At 64.9% G+C, this 16,782-nt stretch carries 13 protein-coding genes and 1 tRNA gene; 5 read left to right on the top strand and 9 right to left on the bottom strand.

Annotated features, from left to right (window positions below):
• Positions 1–201: 201 nt before the first annotated feature.
• Genes hrpA through ACSKT0_RS16725 form a run of 3 tightly spaced genes read right to left on the bottom strand, consistent with a single transcriptional unit; the run spans position 202 to position 5,434 of the window.
• Positions 202–4,209 (bottom strand): ATP-dependent RNA helicase HrpA, encoded by a 4,008-nt coding sequence (gene hrpA / locus ACSKT0_RS16735; RefSeq protein WP_437770774.1) that lies wholly within the window; start codon positions 4,207–4,209, stop codon positions 202–204.
• Positions 4,210–4,222: 13 nt separating this feature from the next.
• Complete coding sequence (locus ACSKT0_RS16730) at positions 4,223–5,209, bottom strand: helix-turn-helix transcriptional regulator (protein WP_437770773.1); 987 nt, start codon at positions 5,207–5,209, stop codon at positions 4,223–4,225.
• A gap of 60 nt (positions 5,210–5,269) precedes the next feature.
• Entirely contained in the window at positions 5,270–5,434 is a 165-nt protein-coding gene (locus tag ACSKT0_RS16725) for a hypothetical protein (RefSeq protein ID WP_236811764.1), read from the bottom strand.
• Between the two features lie 81 nt (positions 5,435–5,515).
• Here ACSKT0_RS16725 and ACSKT0_RS16720 point away from each other — a divergent pair, with 81 nt between their 5' ends.
• Entirely contained in the window at positions 5,516–6,484 is a 969-nt protein-coding gene (locus ACSKT0_RS16720) for a GlxA family transcriptional regulator (RefSeq protein ID WP_437770772.1), read from the top strand.
• Here ACSKT0_RS16720 and ACSKT0_RS16715 read toward each other — a convergent pair.
• The 6 genes from ACSKT0_RS16715 to ACSKT0_RS16690 form a co-directional block, all read right to left on the bottom strand.
• Positions 6,481–6,792, bottom strand: coding sequence for a protealysin inhibitor emfourin (locus tag ACSKT0_RS16715; RefSeq protein WP_437770771.1), 312 nt, complete (start codon positions 6,790–6,792; stop codon positions 6,481–6,483). The genes ACSKT0_RS16720 and ACSKT0_RS16715 overlap by 4 nt on opposite strands.
• Before the next feature lie 33 nt (positions 6,793–6,825).
• Positions 6,826–7,842, bottom strand: coding sequence for a M4 family metallopeptidase (locus ACSKT0_RS16710; protein ID WP_437770770.1), 1,017 nt, complete (start codon positions 7,840–7,842; stop codon positions 6,826–6,828).
• A 176-nt stretch (positions 7,843–8,018) separates the two neighbouring features.
• Positions 8,019–8,091: transfer RNA gene (locus ACSKT0_RS16705), tRNA-Arg, on the bottom strand.
• 87 nt (positions 8,092–8,178) lie between these two features.
• The gene (locus ACSKT0_RS16700; RefSeq protein ID WP_437770769.1) at positions 8,179–9,702 is read right to left on the bottom strand and encodes an FAD-dependent oxidoreductase; all 1,524 of its coding nucleotides are present in this window, start codon (positions 9,700–9,702) and stop codon (positions 8,179–8,181) included.
• On the bottom strand, positions 9,699–10,571 hold the full coding sequence (locus ACSKT0_RS16695) for an FAD:protein FMN transferase (protein WP_437770768.1): 873 nt from the start codon (positions 10,569–10,571) through the stop codon (positions 9,699–9,701). Before ACSKT0_RS16695 ends, ACSKT0_RS16700 begins: the two co-directional genes overlap by 4 nt.
• Before the next feature lie 4 nt (positions 10,572–10,575).
• A complete protein-coding gene (locus ACSKT0_RS16690; RefSeq protein ID WP_437770767.1) occupies positions 10,576–10,995 on the bottom strand; it encodes an FMN-binding protein in 420 nt (139 codons plus the stop codon).
• A gap of 219 nt (positions 10,996–11,214) precedes the next feature.
• On the opposite strand from ACSKT0_RS16690, the gene argS reads away from it, so the two are divergent.
• From argS to thrC, 4 genes are all read left to right on the top strand, one after another.
• Entirely contained in the window at positions 11,215–12,864 is a 1,650-nt protein-coding gene (argS, locus tag ACSKT0_RS16685) for an arginine--tRNA ligase (protein ID WP_437770766.1), read from the top strand.
• A gap of 80 nt (positions 12,865–12,944) precedes the next feature.
• On the top strand, positions 12,945–14,366 hold the full coding sequence (lysA, locus tag ACSKT0_RS16680; protein ID WP_437774060.1) for a diaminopimelate decarboxylase: 1,422 nt from the start codon (positions 12,945–12,947) through the stop codon (positions 14,364–14,366).
• On the top strand, positions 14,359–15,675 hold the full coding sequence (locus ACSKT0_RS16675; RefSeq protein ID WP_437770765.1) for a homoserine dehydrogenase: 1,317 nt from the start codon (positions 14,359–14,361) through the stop codon (positions 15,673–15,675). The genes lysA and ACSKT0_RS16675 overlap by 8 nt, the downstream gene beginning before the upstream one ends.
• Entirely contained in the window at positions 15,676–16,782 is a 1,107-nt protein-coding gene (thrC, locus tag ACSKT0_RS16670; RefSeq protein ID WP_345452819.1) for a threonine synthase, read from the top strand.

Below are 16,782 nucleotides of genomic sequence, written 5' to 3'. Positions count from 1 at the left end.
CCGGTTCCGGGGTGACGCTCGCTCACCTATGTGGTGTTTTTCTCAAACGCTCGCTCACCTATGTGGTGTTTTTCTCAAACGCTCGCTCACCTCTGGCAGGAATGCGGCGGTATAGGTGAGCGAGCGTCGGGGGAAGGCGTGTATAGGTGAGCGAGCGTCGGGGGGAAGGCGTGTATAGGTGAGCGAGCGTCGGCGCCCCGGTTACGCGGGTGCCAGCGCCTGGTTGAGAACCGTCCGGATGCGCTTTTCCGAGACGGAGTAGGCCGTGCCGAGCTCGACGGCGAAAAGGCTCACGCGCAGCTCCTCGATCATCCAGCGCACCCGTGTTAACTCAGCTCCTGCCCGTCGGCCCGGCAGCAGCGCGGAGACGGCGTCGTCGTAGTCGTCTTCCAACGCCTGAACTACCGACATGTTCAGCCCGTCGCGCTGGACATTGTTCGGGAGCTTTTCGAGGCGCTTCTCGATTCCGGCCAGATACCGGGGCAGCTGGCTCAATTGGGCGTAGCCCGTCCGTGCCACAAAACCGGGGAACACGAGCTGCTCCAGCTGGCTCTTCATGTCGTTGAGCGCGCTGATCAAGGCGAGGCTCGTGCTGCCCTTGAGTTGCTTCTCTATCCGCCGGGTGCTCCCCAAAATGCGTTCGACGACGGCGGTCACCGTGAAGACGGTGTCGATCAGTTCCGCGCGGACCAGTTCGTACAGGGCATCGAACGCCGCCTTGTCCCAAGGAAGTTCGGCCGGAGTCAGCTTGTCGACGGCCGCCAGGACGCAGTCCGCGATCAAGGCGCTCACCGAGCCGTGAGGGTTCTGGCTGAACGTCAACTTCTCCGTGTTGTTCAGATGTTCCAGGACGTAGCGGTCCGGGGCGGGAACGCGCAGGGCGAGCAGCCGGATAACGCCGCCGCGCATTGCCGGTTCCTGCTCCGCCCGGGTCTGGAACACGCGCAACGCAACGGATTTTCCCTCATCCACGAGAGCGGGAAAGCCCGTGACATCGTGCCCCTTCACCGTGCGCGTCACTTGGCGTTCGATAGCTCCGAAAGTCCACTCGGTCAGCCCGGTTTGCTCGGACAGGAAACCGGCGGACTGCTGGGTCGTCCCGCCGCGGCCGTTTCCGCCGCTTGATCCGGTACCGCCGGCATTTGGGGCGCCCTTCGGACCGTTGGCGCGTGCCGTCGTCGCCGGTGTTGCCCCGAGGGATTCGGCGATGGCCCGGCGGGTAGCCGGGGCAAGCTGTTCCTGGAGTGCGGCGAGGTCCTTGCCTTCGTCGAGCACCTTGCCGCGGCTGTCCACTACCTTGAAGCTGACGCGGAGGTGCGCCGGCACAGCGTCCCAATTCCACGATCCCGGAGGAATGATGTGTCCCCGGATACGGCGCAGCACCAGCTCGAGCGAGGTTTCAAGATCGTCCGTGGCGGGATCGAAGTCGGTTTCCAAGGCAGCAGCCGCTCGCCGGGCCACGTCCGGGGCCGGCACGAAGTTCTTGCGGATCTGTTTGGGCAGCGACTTGATCAAGGCGGTAACGAGCTCCACCCGCTGGCCGGGTATCTGCCATCGGAAGGCGGCGTCGTCGAGCTGGTTGAGGAACAGCACGGGAACCTCGGCTGTGACGCCGTCCGAGGGATTGGGCGGGGAACCGGGAGCTACCGGATGGAACTCGTAGCTCAGGGGCAGCTCAAAGCCCTTGTGCAGCCAGGTTTTCGGGTAGGCGGAATCGTCCAGCGCTTCGGCGTCCTCGCTGATGAGCAGCGATTGGTCGAAGTCCAACAAGGTGGGGTCCTGCTGGCGGGCTTCCTTCCACCATTTGTCGAAGTGGCGTTCGGAAACCACGTCCTTGCCGATCCTGGCGTCGTAGAACTCGAACAACGTGTGGTCATCCACCAGGATGTCCCGGCGGCGCATCCGCGTCTCGAGTTCCTCGATCTCGTGGAGCAAGGCGCGGTTGCGGTGGAAGAATTTGTGGTGGGTCTTCCAGTCGCCTTCTACCAGGGCATGCCGGATGAAGAGTTCGCGGCAGAGCTCGGGGTCGATCCTGCCGTAGTTGATGCGGCGGTTCGGGATGATGGGAACTCCGTAGAGCATCACCTTCTCGTGCGCCATGACCAAGCCCGTCCGGGTGGACCAGTGGGGTTCGCTGTAGGAGCGCTTCACGAGATCGGGTGCAACTTGCTCGGCCCACAAGGGATCGAATTTCGCCGCGACCCGGGCCCAGAGCCGGCTTGTTTCAACCAATTCCGCGGCCATCACGAAAGCGGGCGACTTCTTGAACAGCGCCGAGCCCGGGAAGATGGCGAATCGGCTGCCTCGTGCTCCGGCGTATTCGCGCTTGCGTTCATCCAGCATGCCGATGTGGCTCAGTAGCCCCGAGAGCAGGCTGATGTGGATTCCCTCGTTGTTGCCTACGGGGTCGGCCTCGCGCTTGTTGTCGATGGTGATTCCCAGCGGCTTGGCGAGCTGGCGCAATTGTTGGAAGAGATCCTGCCATTCGCGGACGCGCAGGTAGTTGATGAACTCGTTCCTGCACAGCCGGCGGAACTGCGTGGAGGAGAGCTCCTGTTGCTTTTCCTGGATGTAGTTCCACAGATTCAGGAATCCGGTGAAGTCCGAGTTCTCGTCCCGGAAGCGCGCGTGCTTCTCGGCGGCAAGCTGTTGCTTATCGCTCGGGCGCTCGCGCGGATCCTGGATGGTCAAGGCAGCTGCCAGGATCATGACTTCCTTGACGCAGCCGCGCTTTCCGGCTTCCACAATCATCCTGCCGAGCCGGGGGTCGACCGGGAGTTGGGCCAATTTCTGCCCGACGGCGGTCAGGCCGCCCCGGTTTTCTGCGCCGCCCCCCGTGCGCGCGTTGCCGCCGTCGATGGCCGGGGGAGCGCCGCCGTCGCCCGTGCGCGCGGCGCTGAGGGCGCCGAGTTCGCGCAGCAGCGTGACGCCGTCGTTGATGGCACGGGAGTCCGGCGGCTCAACAAAGGGGAAGTTCTCGACGTCCTTGGGGCCGCGGGCAACGCCCATGGCGGTCATCTGCAGGATGACCGCGGCAAGGTTGGTCCTCAGGATCTCCGGATCAGTGAACGGTGGGCGGGACTCGAAGTCTTCCTCGGAATAGAGCCGGATGGCGATACCCTCGGACACGCGACCGCAGCGGCCGGAACGCTGGCTTGCCGATGCCTGCGAAACACGTTCGATCGGCAGCCGTTGCACTTTGGTGCGGTGCGAGTAACGCGAGATGCGGGCCGTGCCGGTGTCGATGACGTATTTGATGCCCGGCACCGTCAGGGAAGTTTCCGCGACGTTGGTGGCAAGGATGATCCGCCGTTTGCCGCCCGGGTTGAAGACCCTGTGCTGCTCCTGCAGGCTCAAACGGGCAAACAACGGGAGGACCTCCGTGCCCGCCAGCCTGCGGTTGGCTTGGATCCGGCCGTTCAGGGCTTCCGCCGCGTCGCGGATTTCGCGCTCGCCGGAGAAGAACACCAGGATGTCTCCCGGAGCCTCAAGGGCGAGCTCGTCGACGGCGTCGCACACGGCGTCGAGGGGATCGCGGTCCTCCTCAAGCTCGTCGTCGGAAGCGTCCTCATCTTCGCCGGAGGCACTGCCGCCGGCTGGTTGGGACAGCGGACGGTAGCGGATTTCCACCGGGTAGGTCCTGCCCGAGACCTCGATGATAGGCGCAGGTTCGTCTTCGCTGCCGAAATGCTTCGCGAAACGCTGGGGATCGATGGTGGCCGAGGTGATGATGACCTTCAGGTCCGGCCTTTGCGGCAGGATCCGCTTGAGGTAGCCCAGGATGAAGTCGATGTTGAGGCTGCGCTCGTGTGCCTCGTCGATGATGATGGCGCTGTACTTGCGCAGGAGCTTGTCCCGCTGGATCTCGGCCAACAGGATGCCGTCGGTCATCAGCTTGATTTTGGTAGCCCTGCTGACTTCGCCGGTGAAACGGACCTGGAAGCCCACTTCCTGGCCTATCTCCACGCCCATTTCGAAGGCGATGCGTTCGGCAACGGTACGCGCGGCAAGGCGGCGCGGCTGGGTGTGGCCGATCAAGCCCTTGTCCCCGAGGCCGAGTTCCAGGCACATTTTGGGGATCTGGGTTGTCTTGCCGGAACCGGTTTCGCCGGCGATGATGGTCACTTGGTTTGCGGCGATGGCCGCCATCAAGTCCTCGCGGCGCTCGGAGACGGGCAGCTCTGCGGGGTAGGAAATTTGAAGTGTCATGGCTGCTGACAGTCTACTGTGGCGGCGCGTCGCCTTGCAGTGCGTGCTTCCCGGCGGCTTTTTCCAATCGCCCGGCCATGGTGCGGGCGTACTCCTTGAATTCCTCCGGGGAGATGATCTCAAAGTCCATGTCCAGCGCTGCGAGGTGCGCCGCCGGCTGCGCCAGGCTGTCCCAGCCGGCACGGAGCAGGGTGGCGTTCCCGCCGTCGTCGCTCAAGCTCGCGAGCTGCGGACCGACGACGGCGGCCACCTCGCCGATGGGGGCGTGGAGGCGCACGACGACGTCGTAACGGTACGGCGAGCGGGTCACGGAGCGCTGGACGTAGTCCGCGAGGTCCTTGGCCGGCAGGGGGCGCGGCACATACTTCTTCCGTTCCGCCGGAAGCGTGGCGATGCGGTCGGCACGGAACGTGCGCCAGTCTTCCCGGTCCACATCCCACGCGACGAGGTACCAGCGCCGCCCGGTGTCCACCAGCCGGTATGGCTCCACTAGACGCCGGCCAGCGTCGCCGTCAGCCTTGACATAGTCGAAACTGAGTTGTCGCTTGTCCGCGATCGCCGCAGAGACCACGGTGAGTTGCTGGGGGTCTACCGACGCCGCGTTGCTGGGCAACGTGGTGACCGCGGCCTTGAGCATCGCGAACTTCGGGCGGAGACGCGCGGGCAGCACCTGCTCGAGCTTGGCCAAGGCTCGAACCGACGCTTCGCCGATACCGGCGACCGGACCCGCCGCCACGGAGTTGAGCCCCAGAGCGACGGCGAGTGCTTCATTGTCGTCGAGCAGCAACGGCGGGAGCTGCGCCCCGGCGCCCAGCTGGTAGCCGCCGGCTATGCCCGGCGAAGCGTGGATGGGGTAGCCGAGGTTCCGGAGCTTGTCGATGTCCCGGCGGACGGTGCGCTCGGTGACACCCATCCGCTTGGCCAATGCCGGGCCGGTCCATTCACGCCGGACCTGCAGCAAGGACAGCAATTGCAGCAGCCTGGCGGACGTCTGGATCATGGCATTGAATCTAGCCCAAGATGCGGACAAAAGTCGTCCGTGTTCAGGGGCACACCGTGCTTAGAACGCGCGCAGTGTCCAGCATGAGTTGTTAGGCAGATCCCTCGCCGTCCAGGGCTCGGAACGGTCGGGAAGCCGGCCGCGGCCGTCCCTAAGGACAGCGGAGATGGAAGCGGCGGCGGTGATGATGAGGATGATGAAGAGCAAGACTCCGATGAATTCCATGACTCCATCGTGGTCCTGGTGCACCTCAAGAAACAGTGGCAGAAACGACCCAGTTAGGCAATTTTCTGCCACACTGGATCTATGTTGAAAACGGTGGCAATCATTGTTGTTCCCAACTTCTCGATCTTCGAATTCGGGACCGCCTGCGAGGTCTTTGGCATTGACCGCGCGGACCGTGGGAGCGGCGTTCCCGGCTTTGACTTCAGGGTCTGCACTCCGGTCCCCGGAGACGTGAAGATGAAGTCCGGGCTGTCGATGCACGTCGGCCTGGGCCTGGAAGCCACGGCCGATGCCGACCTGGTCATCATGGCTCCGTACGGACGGGATGAGGACGTGCCGGAGTCTGTATTGGCTGCGCTACGGGCGGCGCACGCGCGCGGGGCGTGGGTCATGTCAATTTGTTCCGGGGCGTACGCGCTTGCCCGCGCAGGCCTCCTTGACGGGCGCCGCTGCACCACGCACTGGCATTATTCACAGGACCTCGCCAGCAGGTACCCGCAGATTCACGTGGACGAAAATGTGCTCTACGTCCAGGACGGAACGATCATCACAAGTGCCGGCACGGCCGCCGGCATTGACGCCTGCCTGCATCTGATTCGCGTGGAGCTTGGCGCCCACGTTGCTGCTGCCATTGCCCGCGACATGGTGGTTCCGCCGCACCGCGACGGCGGACAGGCCCAGTTCATCGACCGGCCCATGCCCACGTGCGGCTCCGCGCCAATGGAGGCATTGTTGCGCTGGATGGTGGAGAACCTCGATCGGGACCACAGCGTCAACGAACTGGCCGCCCGGCTGCACATGTCCGCCCGGACCTTCGCGCGCCGGTTCCGGGCCGAAACAGGTGCCACACCGGCGGCGTGGCTCAACTCGCAGCGCGTGCTCCGGGCACAGGAACTCCTGGAAACCACGGAGCTGAACATCGACGAGGTTGCGCGCGAAGCCGGGTTCGGACATTCCGTGCTGCTGCGGCACCACTTCGCCAAGGTCCTGGACACGAGCCCGCAGTCGTACCGCAGGGCTTTCCGTGGCCAGTTGGCGGAGGTCGGCTAGCGGCGGAGGGTCTCGTGTCCCTCTACCTTGGCGTTCTCCACGAGGGTGTGCCATGGCCCGGTGACATCGGTTTCCGGAAGCGTGGCCCGGCGTTGTCCGGCGCGGATCGAATACATGAACCGGTCGGCCTGCCCGGCCGCTCTCCCGGCTGCCTGCGCGGCCGCTAGTGCGCGGGATGGCACCTGGTCCCAAGGGCAGGCCTCCACGATCGGCATCCAGCGTCTCTTGTCTTCGGAAGTGGCGGCATCCACGGTCCAGACGCGTGTGATCGCGGCGACGCCACCGCTGCGCTGGACAGTGATTTTCATGTTCTGCGGCTTCCACTGCTCCGGAGGGTGCTGCTAGAGCTTTACCTTCACAGTTTCCCACGCCTCGCGGACTGCGTCATGCTCGTTCGAACCGGCCCCGAAGAGCTCCTCTGCAGACGCCACTGTGGCTTTTGCGAAGCGTCCGAAGGTGCACGTCGCAGGCAGTGAGCCGCTGCTCAGCGTGTTGTACCAGATCTGTCCCGGCGCCTCCCAGGCATTACCGCCCAGCTCCTGGGCAACAAGGGAGAACGCCCGGTTGGGGATGCCTGAGTTGATGTGGACCCCGCCGTTGTCCGCGGTGGTGCGGACGTACTTGTCCATGGAGTCCGGTTGCGGATCCTTCCCGAGCACGTCGTCGTCATACGCGGTCCCTGGTGCTTTCATGGATCGGAGGGCGGCGCCTTGGACGGCGTCGGTGAACAAACCCTCGCCGATCAGCCAGCTGGCCTCGGCTGCAGACTGCTTTTTGGCATACTGCTCCACCAGTGCCCCGAAAACATCCGACATGGACTCGTTGAGGGCTCCGGCCTGGTTCCGGTAGGCGAGGGCTGCCGTGTACTGGGTGACACCGTGGGCGAGCTCGTGCCCTATCACGCTGAGCGACTTCGTGAACCTCTGGAAGATCTCGCCGTCGCCATCACCGAAGACCATTTGGCTGCCGTTCCAGAAGGCGTTGTCGTACAGTTCGCCGTAGTGGACAGTGGCATCGAGTTTCAGCCCGGCGCCGTCGATCGAATTCCGGCTGAACGCCTCGGCATAAAGCGCGTGGGTTTCGCCCAGTCCGTCGTAGGCTTCATCGGCGGCAGCGTCGCCCGTCGCCGGACCTTTCTCCTTGCGGACAAGCTTCCCCGGCAAAGCCTCGGTGGAGCCGGCGTCGTAGATGGTCCGCTTGGGCGGGCCGGGCTTCGCCTGGCGCGCCGTGGGCACAGGGACCGGCACCGGAAGCGCCCGGACCGCCTGGAGGTTCTTGATGTGCAGCAGGGATTCCTTGGCCGCGCGCGCAATCACGCGCAGGCGGGGCTCGTGCTGGGCCGCCAGCCTTCGCAGCATATAGGGAGGAATGATGGAACAAATCACGGCGAACCCTTTCGTACCTGTTGGACGGGTACGAACAGCTTAGGAGCGGCCACCGACTTTTTAGCGGGCCCGGTGCGGCATGTCCCCGGCAACGCGGACAGGCAAGGAAAAACCCCGCCGGTTCCTTGAACTGGCGGGGTTTTCTCTTGTGCCCTCGATAGGATTCGAACCTACGGCCTTCTGCTCCGGAGGCAGACGCTCTATCCCCTGAGCTACGAGGGCATCCGGGGCTCCCGTCCGTTGCCGGAGGGACGTCCATGAGCTTAGCAGGTCACCGCGCCGCAATGGAAAACGGGCGGGGGCGAGCCGTCAGTAGCCCGCGAAAGCGTCCACGTGGATTCGTCGGGCTCCGGCATGGCGGGCGGCGGAGCGAAGGGTGTCCACGTTCGCCGGGGACCCGGAGACGTACACGTCCCGCTTGGCGACATCGGGGATGAGCTTCCGCAGGGTGTCGCCGTCGATGCGGCTCCGCCCGGCGTCGTGCATGAACGACGGCGGTGGGGAACCGTCCGAAAGACGGGCGATGACCCGTGCGCCCGAGGCCTCCAGGACATCGCTCCCGGCAAGTTCGGCGACGCTGGGGGCGAGATACAGCACGACGATGTCCCGTCGTGCGGAGTCGCTGGACGCCAGTTGGGAAAGGAAAGGTGCAATCCCGATTCCCGCCGCGATGAGCAGCACGGGTTTGCCGGCGTCGGGGGGTAACACAAAGTCGCCGCCCACCGCTGTTCCACTGATGCACTCTCCAGGCTCAAGCGCGAGCAACGCGCGCTTGGCGGCGGAGACTGGTTCCGCCGTGCCGACGCCGAATGTCATTTCGGGCGAGTCCGGCGGGCTGGTGATGCTGAAGACCCGTCGCCGTCCCTTCCCGTCCGAGCGCGAGTGCGGAAGGTTGAGTTCCATGAACTGCCCCGGGAGGAAACGGACGGGCCGTCGTGGCTCAAAACGGAATTCGGTGGTGAAGGGCGTCAGCGGACGCGAACCCCTGTACGTCAGCATGATTCCGCCGCGCTGTCCCACGAGGAAGGCGAGGAGGTTCCCGATGAGCAGCGCGAGCTCGGGCGAGTTGGCGACGACGCCCGCCAGGTTGTAGGGCACCGCAAACAACAGGGCCACGACGGCGGCCAGTGCCACTTGCTGCCATCGGCGGGGAGGCAGGGTGAGGGGCTCGGTGAGCATGAAGCCGACGAAAAAGAGAAGCGGCTGCTGCGCGATCGGTTGCCACACAGCGGAGCCGAAGGTCATGCCGCCCCGGAGGAGTATGGCGCAAACCACCGACAGCGCAACCACGACGAAAACGCAGGCCATGAGCACCTTCAGCGTCCGGTAGAGCACCAGCAGCACGCCGGGGACCAGGAGCCACAGCATGGCCGGGGTTGCTGCCCACCAAGTGGCGATGTTCAAACCGGTGAGCCCGGCGATGAAGGCGCCCGCCGCGGCGGGATTGAAAATGTGCCGGCCGCGGAAGGCTAGGACATATTTGGATGCCGAGGCCAGGACGCATGCCACGGCGACCCCCGCGAGATCGAGGATCTGCACCGAGGGAATCAGCTCGGTGGGCCAGAACAGGAAGTACAGCAGAAAGCCCGTGATGAGCGAGGACTCCGAATGCGGCTGGACCTTGAAGAGCCTCGCCACGAGCCGGTTGGATGCGTACGTCAGACCCAGGCACAGCACGAGGTGGACCAGCATTTCAGGCAGCCCGAAGCTTAGCCAGCCCAAGGCGTCCAACACCAGGCTGTACGCCGCGAGCGCGGCAAGGACCCAGAGGATCAGCCGGTACATCGTGAAACGCCCGAGCCAGGCATCCACGCGCGCTTTGATGGCAATCATGAGAACAGTGTCCCTTCGAAGCCGGCCGAATAGGCGGCATGTCCGTCCGAATAAACCTGGAGCCAGGAGAAATCGAATTCTCCCTCAAGCAGCGTCGGATCCACCATGAAAAGCGCGGTCGCCAGGGCATCGGCTTCCATTGCGGTAACAGCCATGGTCCACGTGGCCACTACCGTCTCTATCGGGCGACCGGTCGCCCCGTCGAGGACATGGTGCAGTCCGTCGCCCCACGCCCGGCGGTTGGCTGCGGAAGCGCACAGCGCGCCGTCGTGGAGTTCGACGACGCCGATCGCCTGGGTGGGGTCGTAGGGGTGTTCGAGGGCCACGCCCAAGGGTTCCGCCCCGGAATGGAGCATGTCGCCGCTGGCATCGACAAGGAACTCCGTAATTTCCGCTGAGCGCAGGACCGCAGCCGCAAGGTCCACCAGCTGGCCTTTCCCGGCAGCGCCGATGTCAAGGACCACGGGAACGGAAACGGAGATCTCTGTACCGTTCCACTCGAGGACGTCTTCCCAACGCGGCGCTGGCACCGGGTGGCCGAGGGGCCGCAAGGCATAGCCCGCACCGTAGCCCAGGCGCTCGAGGCTGCCGCCGATGAGCGGCGTCATGGCGCCGTTGCTGAGGCGGTACAGTTTTTTGAATAGCTGTTCCAGCTCTCCTGCCCCGGCCGGGAGGGTGACAGTGCCGGCTTCACGGGCGAGCGCTGCAACCAGGGAGTCGTCCCGGAAACGCGAATAGCTTCGGTCGTAGTCCTCCACGACCCCGAGCAGGCTGGCGCGCACCGCGTCCGGGAGTTCCTCCGGCGTCGAGATTTCCCATCTGGTCCCGATACCGTCGAAGCTGAAAACGCTCCAGCCCGTGTGCGTCATGCGCCTACTTGGCCTCGGACTTGATGGTTTCCACGGCCTTGTTGAACCCTTCGCTCGTCAGCGAGGAGCCGGCGACCTTTGAGACGTTGATCTCGTCCAGTTTCTTGCCGACCACCTGCGCGGCGATGCCGTTCTTGAACTGCCCCTGGAATTCCTTGGTGTTCGTGTTGTTGGCATGGACGGTGATGTCCACCGCGGAAATGGTGTTACCGGCCAAGGTCAGCTTGACGCCCACGGTTTCACCGCCGTTGGGTGAAATGTAGTCACCGTCCGCGCTGTAGGTACCGTCCTTGTACGGGCCGGAGATCGTGGAGGTCTTTTGCGGGGTGCTGCCTTGGGCCGAGGGGGCGCAAGCTGCCACCGAACTGGCCAGGGAGAGGCCGGCGGCGCCCACCAGGAGGCCCTTGCGGAGTGGCGTGGTCATGGTTCTGCTCGTTTCAACTGGACTCGAAAAGGGTCAATGCACATTGCTCCGGGCCGTGGGCCGATCACACCATTGACGTTGATTTCAGCCTATCGGTTCAGTCTGGGAGCTCTACTGGCCGAAGCTGGGCGTCGGCTGGGTGCGCGCTGGTGCCCGCGTGTGCGCATTGCTAAGCATAAGAATTCCACCACTTGCAAGCCCCACCGGTAGGCTAGACAGGTGACTCCCGAAGAACTCTCAGCCGCCATATCCGCCTGCCTGAAAGACGCTGTCGCCGCCGGCGAGCTTGCGCTTTCCGAATCTGCCCTCCCCGAGGATGTGCGCGTGGAGCGACCGAAGAACCGGGAGCACGGCGACTGGGCCACGAACATTGCCTTGCAGCTTGCCAAGCATGCCGGGACCAACCCGCGTGAGTTCGCGACGATCCTGGGCAAGCGACTGGAAGCGATCGACGGCGTCACAGCCGTGGACATCGCGGGCCCGGGCTTCCTCAACATCACCGTGGATGCAGCCGCCGCCGGCGCGCTGGCCAAGGTCATCGTCGAGGCGGGAAGCTCCTACGGAACCAACCAGGCGCTCGCAGGCCATGTGGTCAACATGGAATTCGTCTCGGCCAACCCGACGGGACCGCTGCACATCGGCCACACGCGTTGGGCCGCCCTGGGCGATTCCATTGCCCGCGTCCTCCGCGCCTCCGGTGCGGACGTCACCGCGGAGTACTACATCAACGACGCCGGCTCGCAGATGAACGTTTTTGCGAACTCGGTGCTGTCCCGCCTGCACGGACGCGGTGTTCCTGAGGGCGGCTACCCGGGTGAGTACATCCGGGAACTCGGCGACGAGGTCCTCACGGCCCATCCGGCAATCCGCGAGCTGACCGACGAGGCAGCACTGCCCGTGATCCGTTCCGCCGCCTACAAGGCCCAGATGAAGGACATCAAGGACACCTTGGCCGGGTTCGGCGTGGCTTTCGATGTCTTCTTCTCCGAGCAGGAACTGCACGACGGCGGTGCGATCGAATCCGCCGTTGCCCGCCTCCGGGAGCAGGGCCACGTGTTCGACGACGGCGGGGCAGTCTGGCTGCGCACCACGGACTTCGGCGATGACAAGGACCGCGTGATGATCCGCGCCAACGGCGAACCCACGTATTTCGCCGCCGACGCCGCGTACTACCTGTCGAAGAAGGACCGCGGCTTCACGGAGAAGATCTACCTGCTCGGGGCCGACCACCACGGCTACATCAACCGGCTCAAGGCCATCGCCGCGTGTGCGGGCGACGACCCCGAGGTCAACATCGAGGTCCTGATCGGCCAGCTGGTCTCCGTCAACGGCGCCAAGCTGTCCAAGCGTGCCGGCAACATCATCGAGCTCAAGGACCTTATCGAGTGGCTCGGGAAGGACGCCGTGCGTTACTCGCTCGCGCGCTTCCCCGCCGATTCGCCACTGACGCTGGATCCGGAACTGCTGAAGAAGAACAGCAACGAAAACCCTGTGTTCTACGTCCAGTACGCGCACGCCCGCTCCCGCGGCACGGCACGCAACGCGATCGAGGCCGGCGTCGACCACAGCGCCTTCGACGCGTCCCTGTTGGACCACGCCACCGAGAACGAGCTGCTGTCCTACCTCGGCAGCTACCCGTCCATCGTTGCCAAGGCTGCGGAGCTCCGCGAACCGCATCGTGTGGCCCGCCACCTCGAGGTCATCGCCGGTGCCTACCACCGCTGGTACGACGCCTGCCGCGTCTCACCGCTCGGCGACGAGCCGGTCCAGGACGTCAACCGCACACGGCTGTGGCTCAACGACGCCACGAGCCAGGTACTTGCCAACGGACTTGAACTCCTCGGCGTTTCAGCCCCGGAACGGATGTGATCCCCGTGAGCGAGCCCAATACCGTGCAGCAGAGCCCCAACAATGCCGCAGCCTCGCCCCTTGCCCCCGAATGGCTCACAATGCCGGAGGACGTGAACGCGCTTCACTCGCCGATGTGGGCCGAAGGCGTCCGGCGGAACAACGACGGCGAACTCACCATTGACGGCGTTCCCGTCAGTGAGCTCAAGGCGCAGTTCGGAACCCCGCTGTTCGTCATGAGCGAGGGCGATTTCCGTGCCCGCGCCCGCTCCTTCAAGGATGCCTTTGATGCAGCCTTTGAGGACATCTGCGGGGGAGTGGACGTCTACTACGCCGGAAAGTCCTTCTTGTGCACTGCCGTGGCCAGCTGGGTGGCGGAGGAAGGCCTGCGCCTGGACACGTGCTCCGGCGGCGAACTCGCCGTCGCGGCCCGCGCCGGCATCGACGGCGCCAACTTGGGGCTGCACGGCAACAACAAGTCCGATGCCGAGATCAACCGGGCGCTGGACATGAAGCTCGGACGCATCGTGGTGGACAGCCTCGATGAGCTTGAGCGGGTTGCCAAGATTGCCTCCGGCCGCGGCGAGACGGCGAAGGTCATGCTGCGGCTGACTCCCGGCGTCCACGCCCACACCCACGAATTCATCGCCACGGCCCACGAGGACCAAAAATTCGGTCTTTCCATGGCCGGGGATACCACGGAGTCAGCAGGCCTCTCGGCCGCCGAGGAAGCCGTCGCTGCCGCCACCTCGTACTCGAATGTGGAACTCCTGGGCCTGCATTGCCACATCGGTTCCCAGATCTTCGAGCCTGACGGCTTCGCCCTGGCAGCCGTGAAGCTGTTGGAATTCCTCGCCGCGATGCAAGCGAAGTACTCCATCGTCTTGCCGGAACTGGACCTGGGTGGCGGCTACGGCATCGCCTACACGCCCGTGGACACCCCCCGTCCGCCGGCCGAAATCGCTCAGGCGATGGCCGCCGTCGTACGCTCCAAGTGCGCTGAGCTGGGCATCACCTCGCCGCGCATTTCGATCGAACCGGGCCGCGCAATCGTGGGCACCAGCACCTTCACCTTGTACGAGGTCGGGACCCTGAAAACCGTCCGCGTGGACGCGCCTGCCGGTGCCGAAGGCAAGGAAAACGTTACGTTCCCGCGCCGCTATGTGTCGGTGGACGGCGGTATGAGCGACAACGCCCGTCCGGTGCTGTACGACGCGGATTATTCGGCCATTCTCGCCTCCCGGACCTCGGACGCCGCCCCGCAACTGTCCCGAGTAGTGGGCAAACATTGCGAGAGCGGCGACATAGTTGTTAGAGATGTATATCTGCCCGAAGACGTGGCAGCCGGTGATCTGCTCGCTGTACCGGGAACCGGCGCTTACTGCTGGGCCCTCTCAAGCAACTACAACTATCTGGCCAGGCCTGGCGTTGTCGCTGTGCGCAATGGATCCGCCCGGCTGATCGTCCGCGGGGAAACCGAAGAAGATCTCTTGAACCGCGACATGGGAGTGGCGAATGTCTGAAGTGCGAACCCTGAAGGTGGCCCTGCTGGGCTGTGGCAACGTGGGAGCCCAGGTAGCGCGGATTCTCCTGGACGACGCCGACGCCCTTGCTGCCCGCACTGGCGCACGCTTGCAGCTGTCCGGCATCGCCGTGCGAAACATTGATTCAGAGCGCGACGTCGAATTGCCGCGCGATCTGTTCACCACCGACGCCGACACCTTGGTCAAGGACGCCGACCTGGTGATCGAACTCATGGGCGGCATCGAGCCCGCCCGCTCGCTCATCCTGACCGCCATGCAGAACGGCGCTTGCGTCGTGACCGGCAACAAGGCGCTCCTGGCACAGGATGGCCCCACGCTCTACGAAGAGGCCGACAAGGCCGGCGTCCAGCTCTCCTATGAGGCCGCCGTCGCCGGAGCCATTCCGATCCTTCGCCCCATCCGCGACAGCCTCTCCGGCGACCGCATCACCCGGGTCCTGGGCATCGTGAACGGCACCACCAACTTCATCCTCGACCAGATGGACAGCACCGGTGCGCAGTTCGCTGACGCGCTGGCCGAGGCCCAACGGCTCGGATACGCGGAAGCCGATCCGACTGCCGACGTCGAAGGCCATGACGCTGCGGCCAAGGCCGCCATCCTCGCGTCGTTGTCCTTCCACACGCGCTTCGCCCTCGAAGACGTCTACTGCGAAGGCATCACGAAGGTCAGCGCAGCCGACATTGCAGCCGCGAAGGAAGCAGGCTTCGTCATCAAGCTGCTGGCCATCGCCGAGAAGATCACCAATACAAACGGCGACGGCGGCATTTCAGTCCGCGTCCACCCCACCCTCCTGCCTCGCGAACACCCGCTTGCAGCCGTTCGCGGTGCGTTCAACGCCGTCTTCATCGAGGCCGAGAACGCCGGCGAACTGATGTTCTATGGCCAGGGCGCCGGCGGAACCCCGACGGCGTCTGCCGTCCTGGGCGATCTCGTCTCCGCGGCGCGCCGGGTGGTGCTTGGCGGTCCCGGTCGTACCGAGACAACCACCGGCTACGTGCCTGCGCTGCCGATCGATGCGTCGACCACGAGTTACTACATCGGCCTCGACGTTGCCGACCAGGCCGGCGTGCTGGCCCGGATCACCCACATCTTTGCCGAGCACGGCGTATCGATTGAAATCATGCGCCAGACGATCCACCGCGACGCCGCCTCGAAGGTTGAGTCGGCCGAGCTGAAGATTGTCACCCACCGCGCATCCGAAGCCGCACTCGCGGCAACCGTCGAGGCCGTCAAGGGCCTGGACGTCATCAATTCTGTGACATCCGTCCTGCGGGTAGAAGGGGTCTAAGTGGCTCACCAATGGCGCGGAGTAATCCGCGAATACGCTGATCGTTTGCCTGTAACGGAAGCCACGAAGGTCATTACCCTCGGCGAGGGCGGAACTCCCCTCGTTCACGCACAGAAGCTCTCCGAACTCACCGGGTCCACTGTGTACCTGAAGGTGGAGGGCATGAACCCCACCGGTTCCTTCAAGGACCGCGGCATGACGATGGCCATGACGGCGGCTGTCGAAGCAGGCGCCAAAGCCGTTGTCTGCGCCTCCACGGGCAACACCTCGGCCTCGGCCGCAGCCTACGCCACGGCCGCCGGGCTGAAGTGTGCCGTTTTGGTCCCCGAAGGCAAGATCTCCATGGGCAAGCTCAGCCAGGCGATCGCGCACGGCGCCACGCTGCTGCAGGTGGACGGCAACTTCGACAACTGCCTGGACATCGCCCGCAAGCTCGGCGAGTCCTACCCGGTGTTCCTCGTGAACTCCGTCAACCCGGCGCGCATCCAAGGCCAGAAGACCGGCGCCTTCGAAATCGTCGACGCCCTCGGAGACGCTCCGGACATCCACGTCCTCCCGGTGGGCAACGCGGGCAACATCAGCGCGTACTGGAAGGGTTACAAGGAGTACTCCGCGCCCTTCGAGTCCGCAACTGCCGGCACCCTTCCGGCCGTCTCCACCAAGACGCCGGCCATGTGGGGATTCCAGGCAGCAGGCGCGGCACCGTTCGTGGCAGGCCATCCCATCACCGAACCGGACACGATCGCCACGGCCATCCGCATCGGAAACCCGGCATCCTGGGACACGGCCATCGCGGCACGCGATGAATCCGGCGGCTTCATCGACGCCGTGACCGACGAGCAAATCCTCGATGCCCACCGCTGGCTCTCCGCCAAGGAAGGCGTCTTCGTCGAACCCGGTTCCGCGGCAGGCGTAGCCGGCCTCATCAAGAAGCACGCCGCAGGCGAGGTTCCCACCGGCAAGACGATCGTCATCACCGTCACCGGACACGGACTCAAAGACCCGCAGTGGGCTCTCCGCACGGAGGACGGCAGCGAGGTCCAGCCGGTCAAGGTGCCGAACGACGTCGTGACCGTGGCATCCGAACTGGGACTGGAAGAAAACTAA

The organism is Arthrobacter sp. KNU40, assembly GCF_051515115.1.
In the GTDB taxonomy this organism is placed as follows: domain Bacteria; phylum Actinomycetota; class Actinomycetes; order Actinomycetales; family Micrococcaceae; genus Arthrobacter.
The sequence above is the reverse complement of the archived record's forward strand: the minus strand, read 5'-3'. Positions and strand labels throughout refer to the sequence as shown.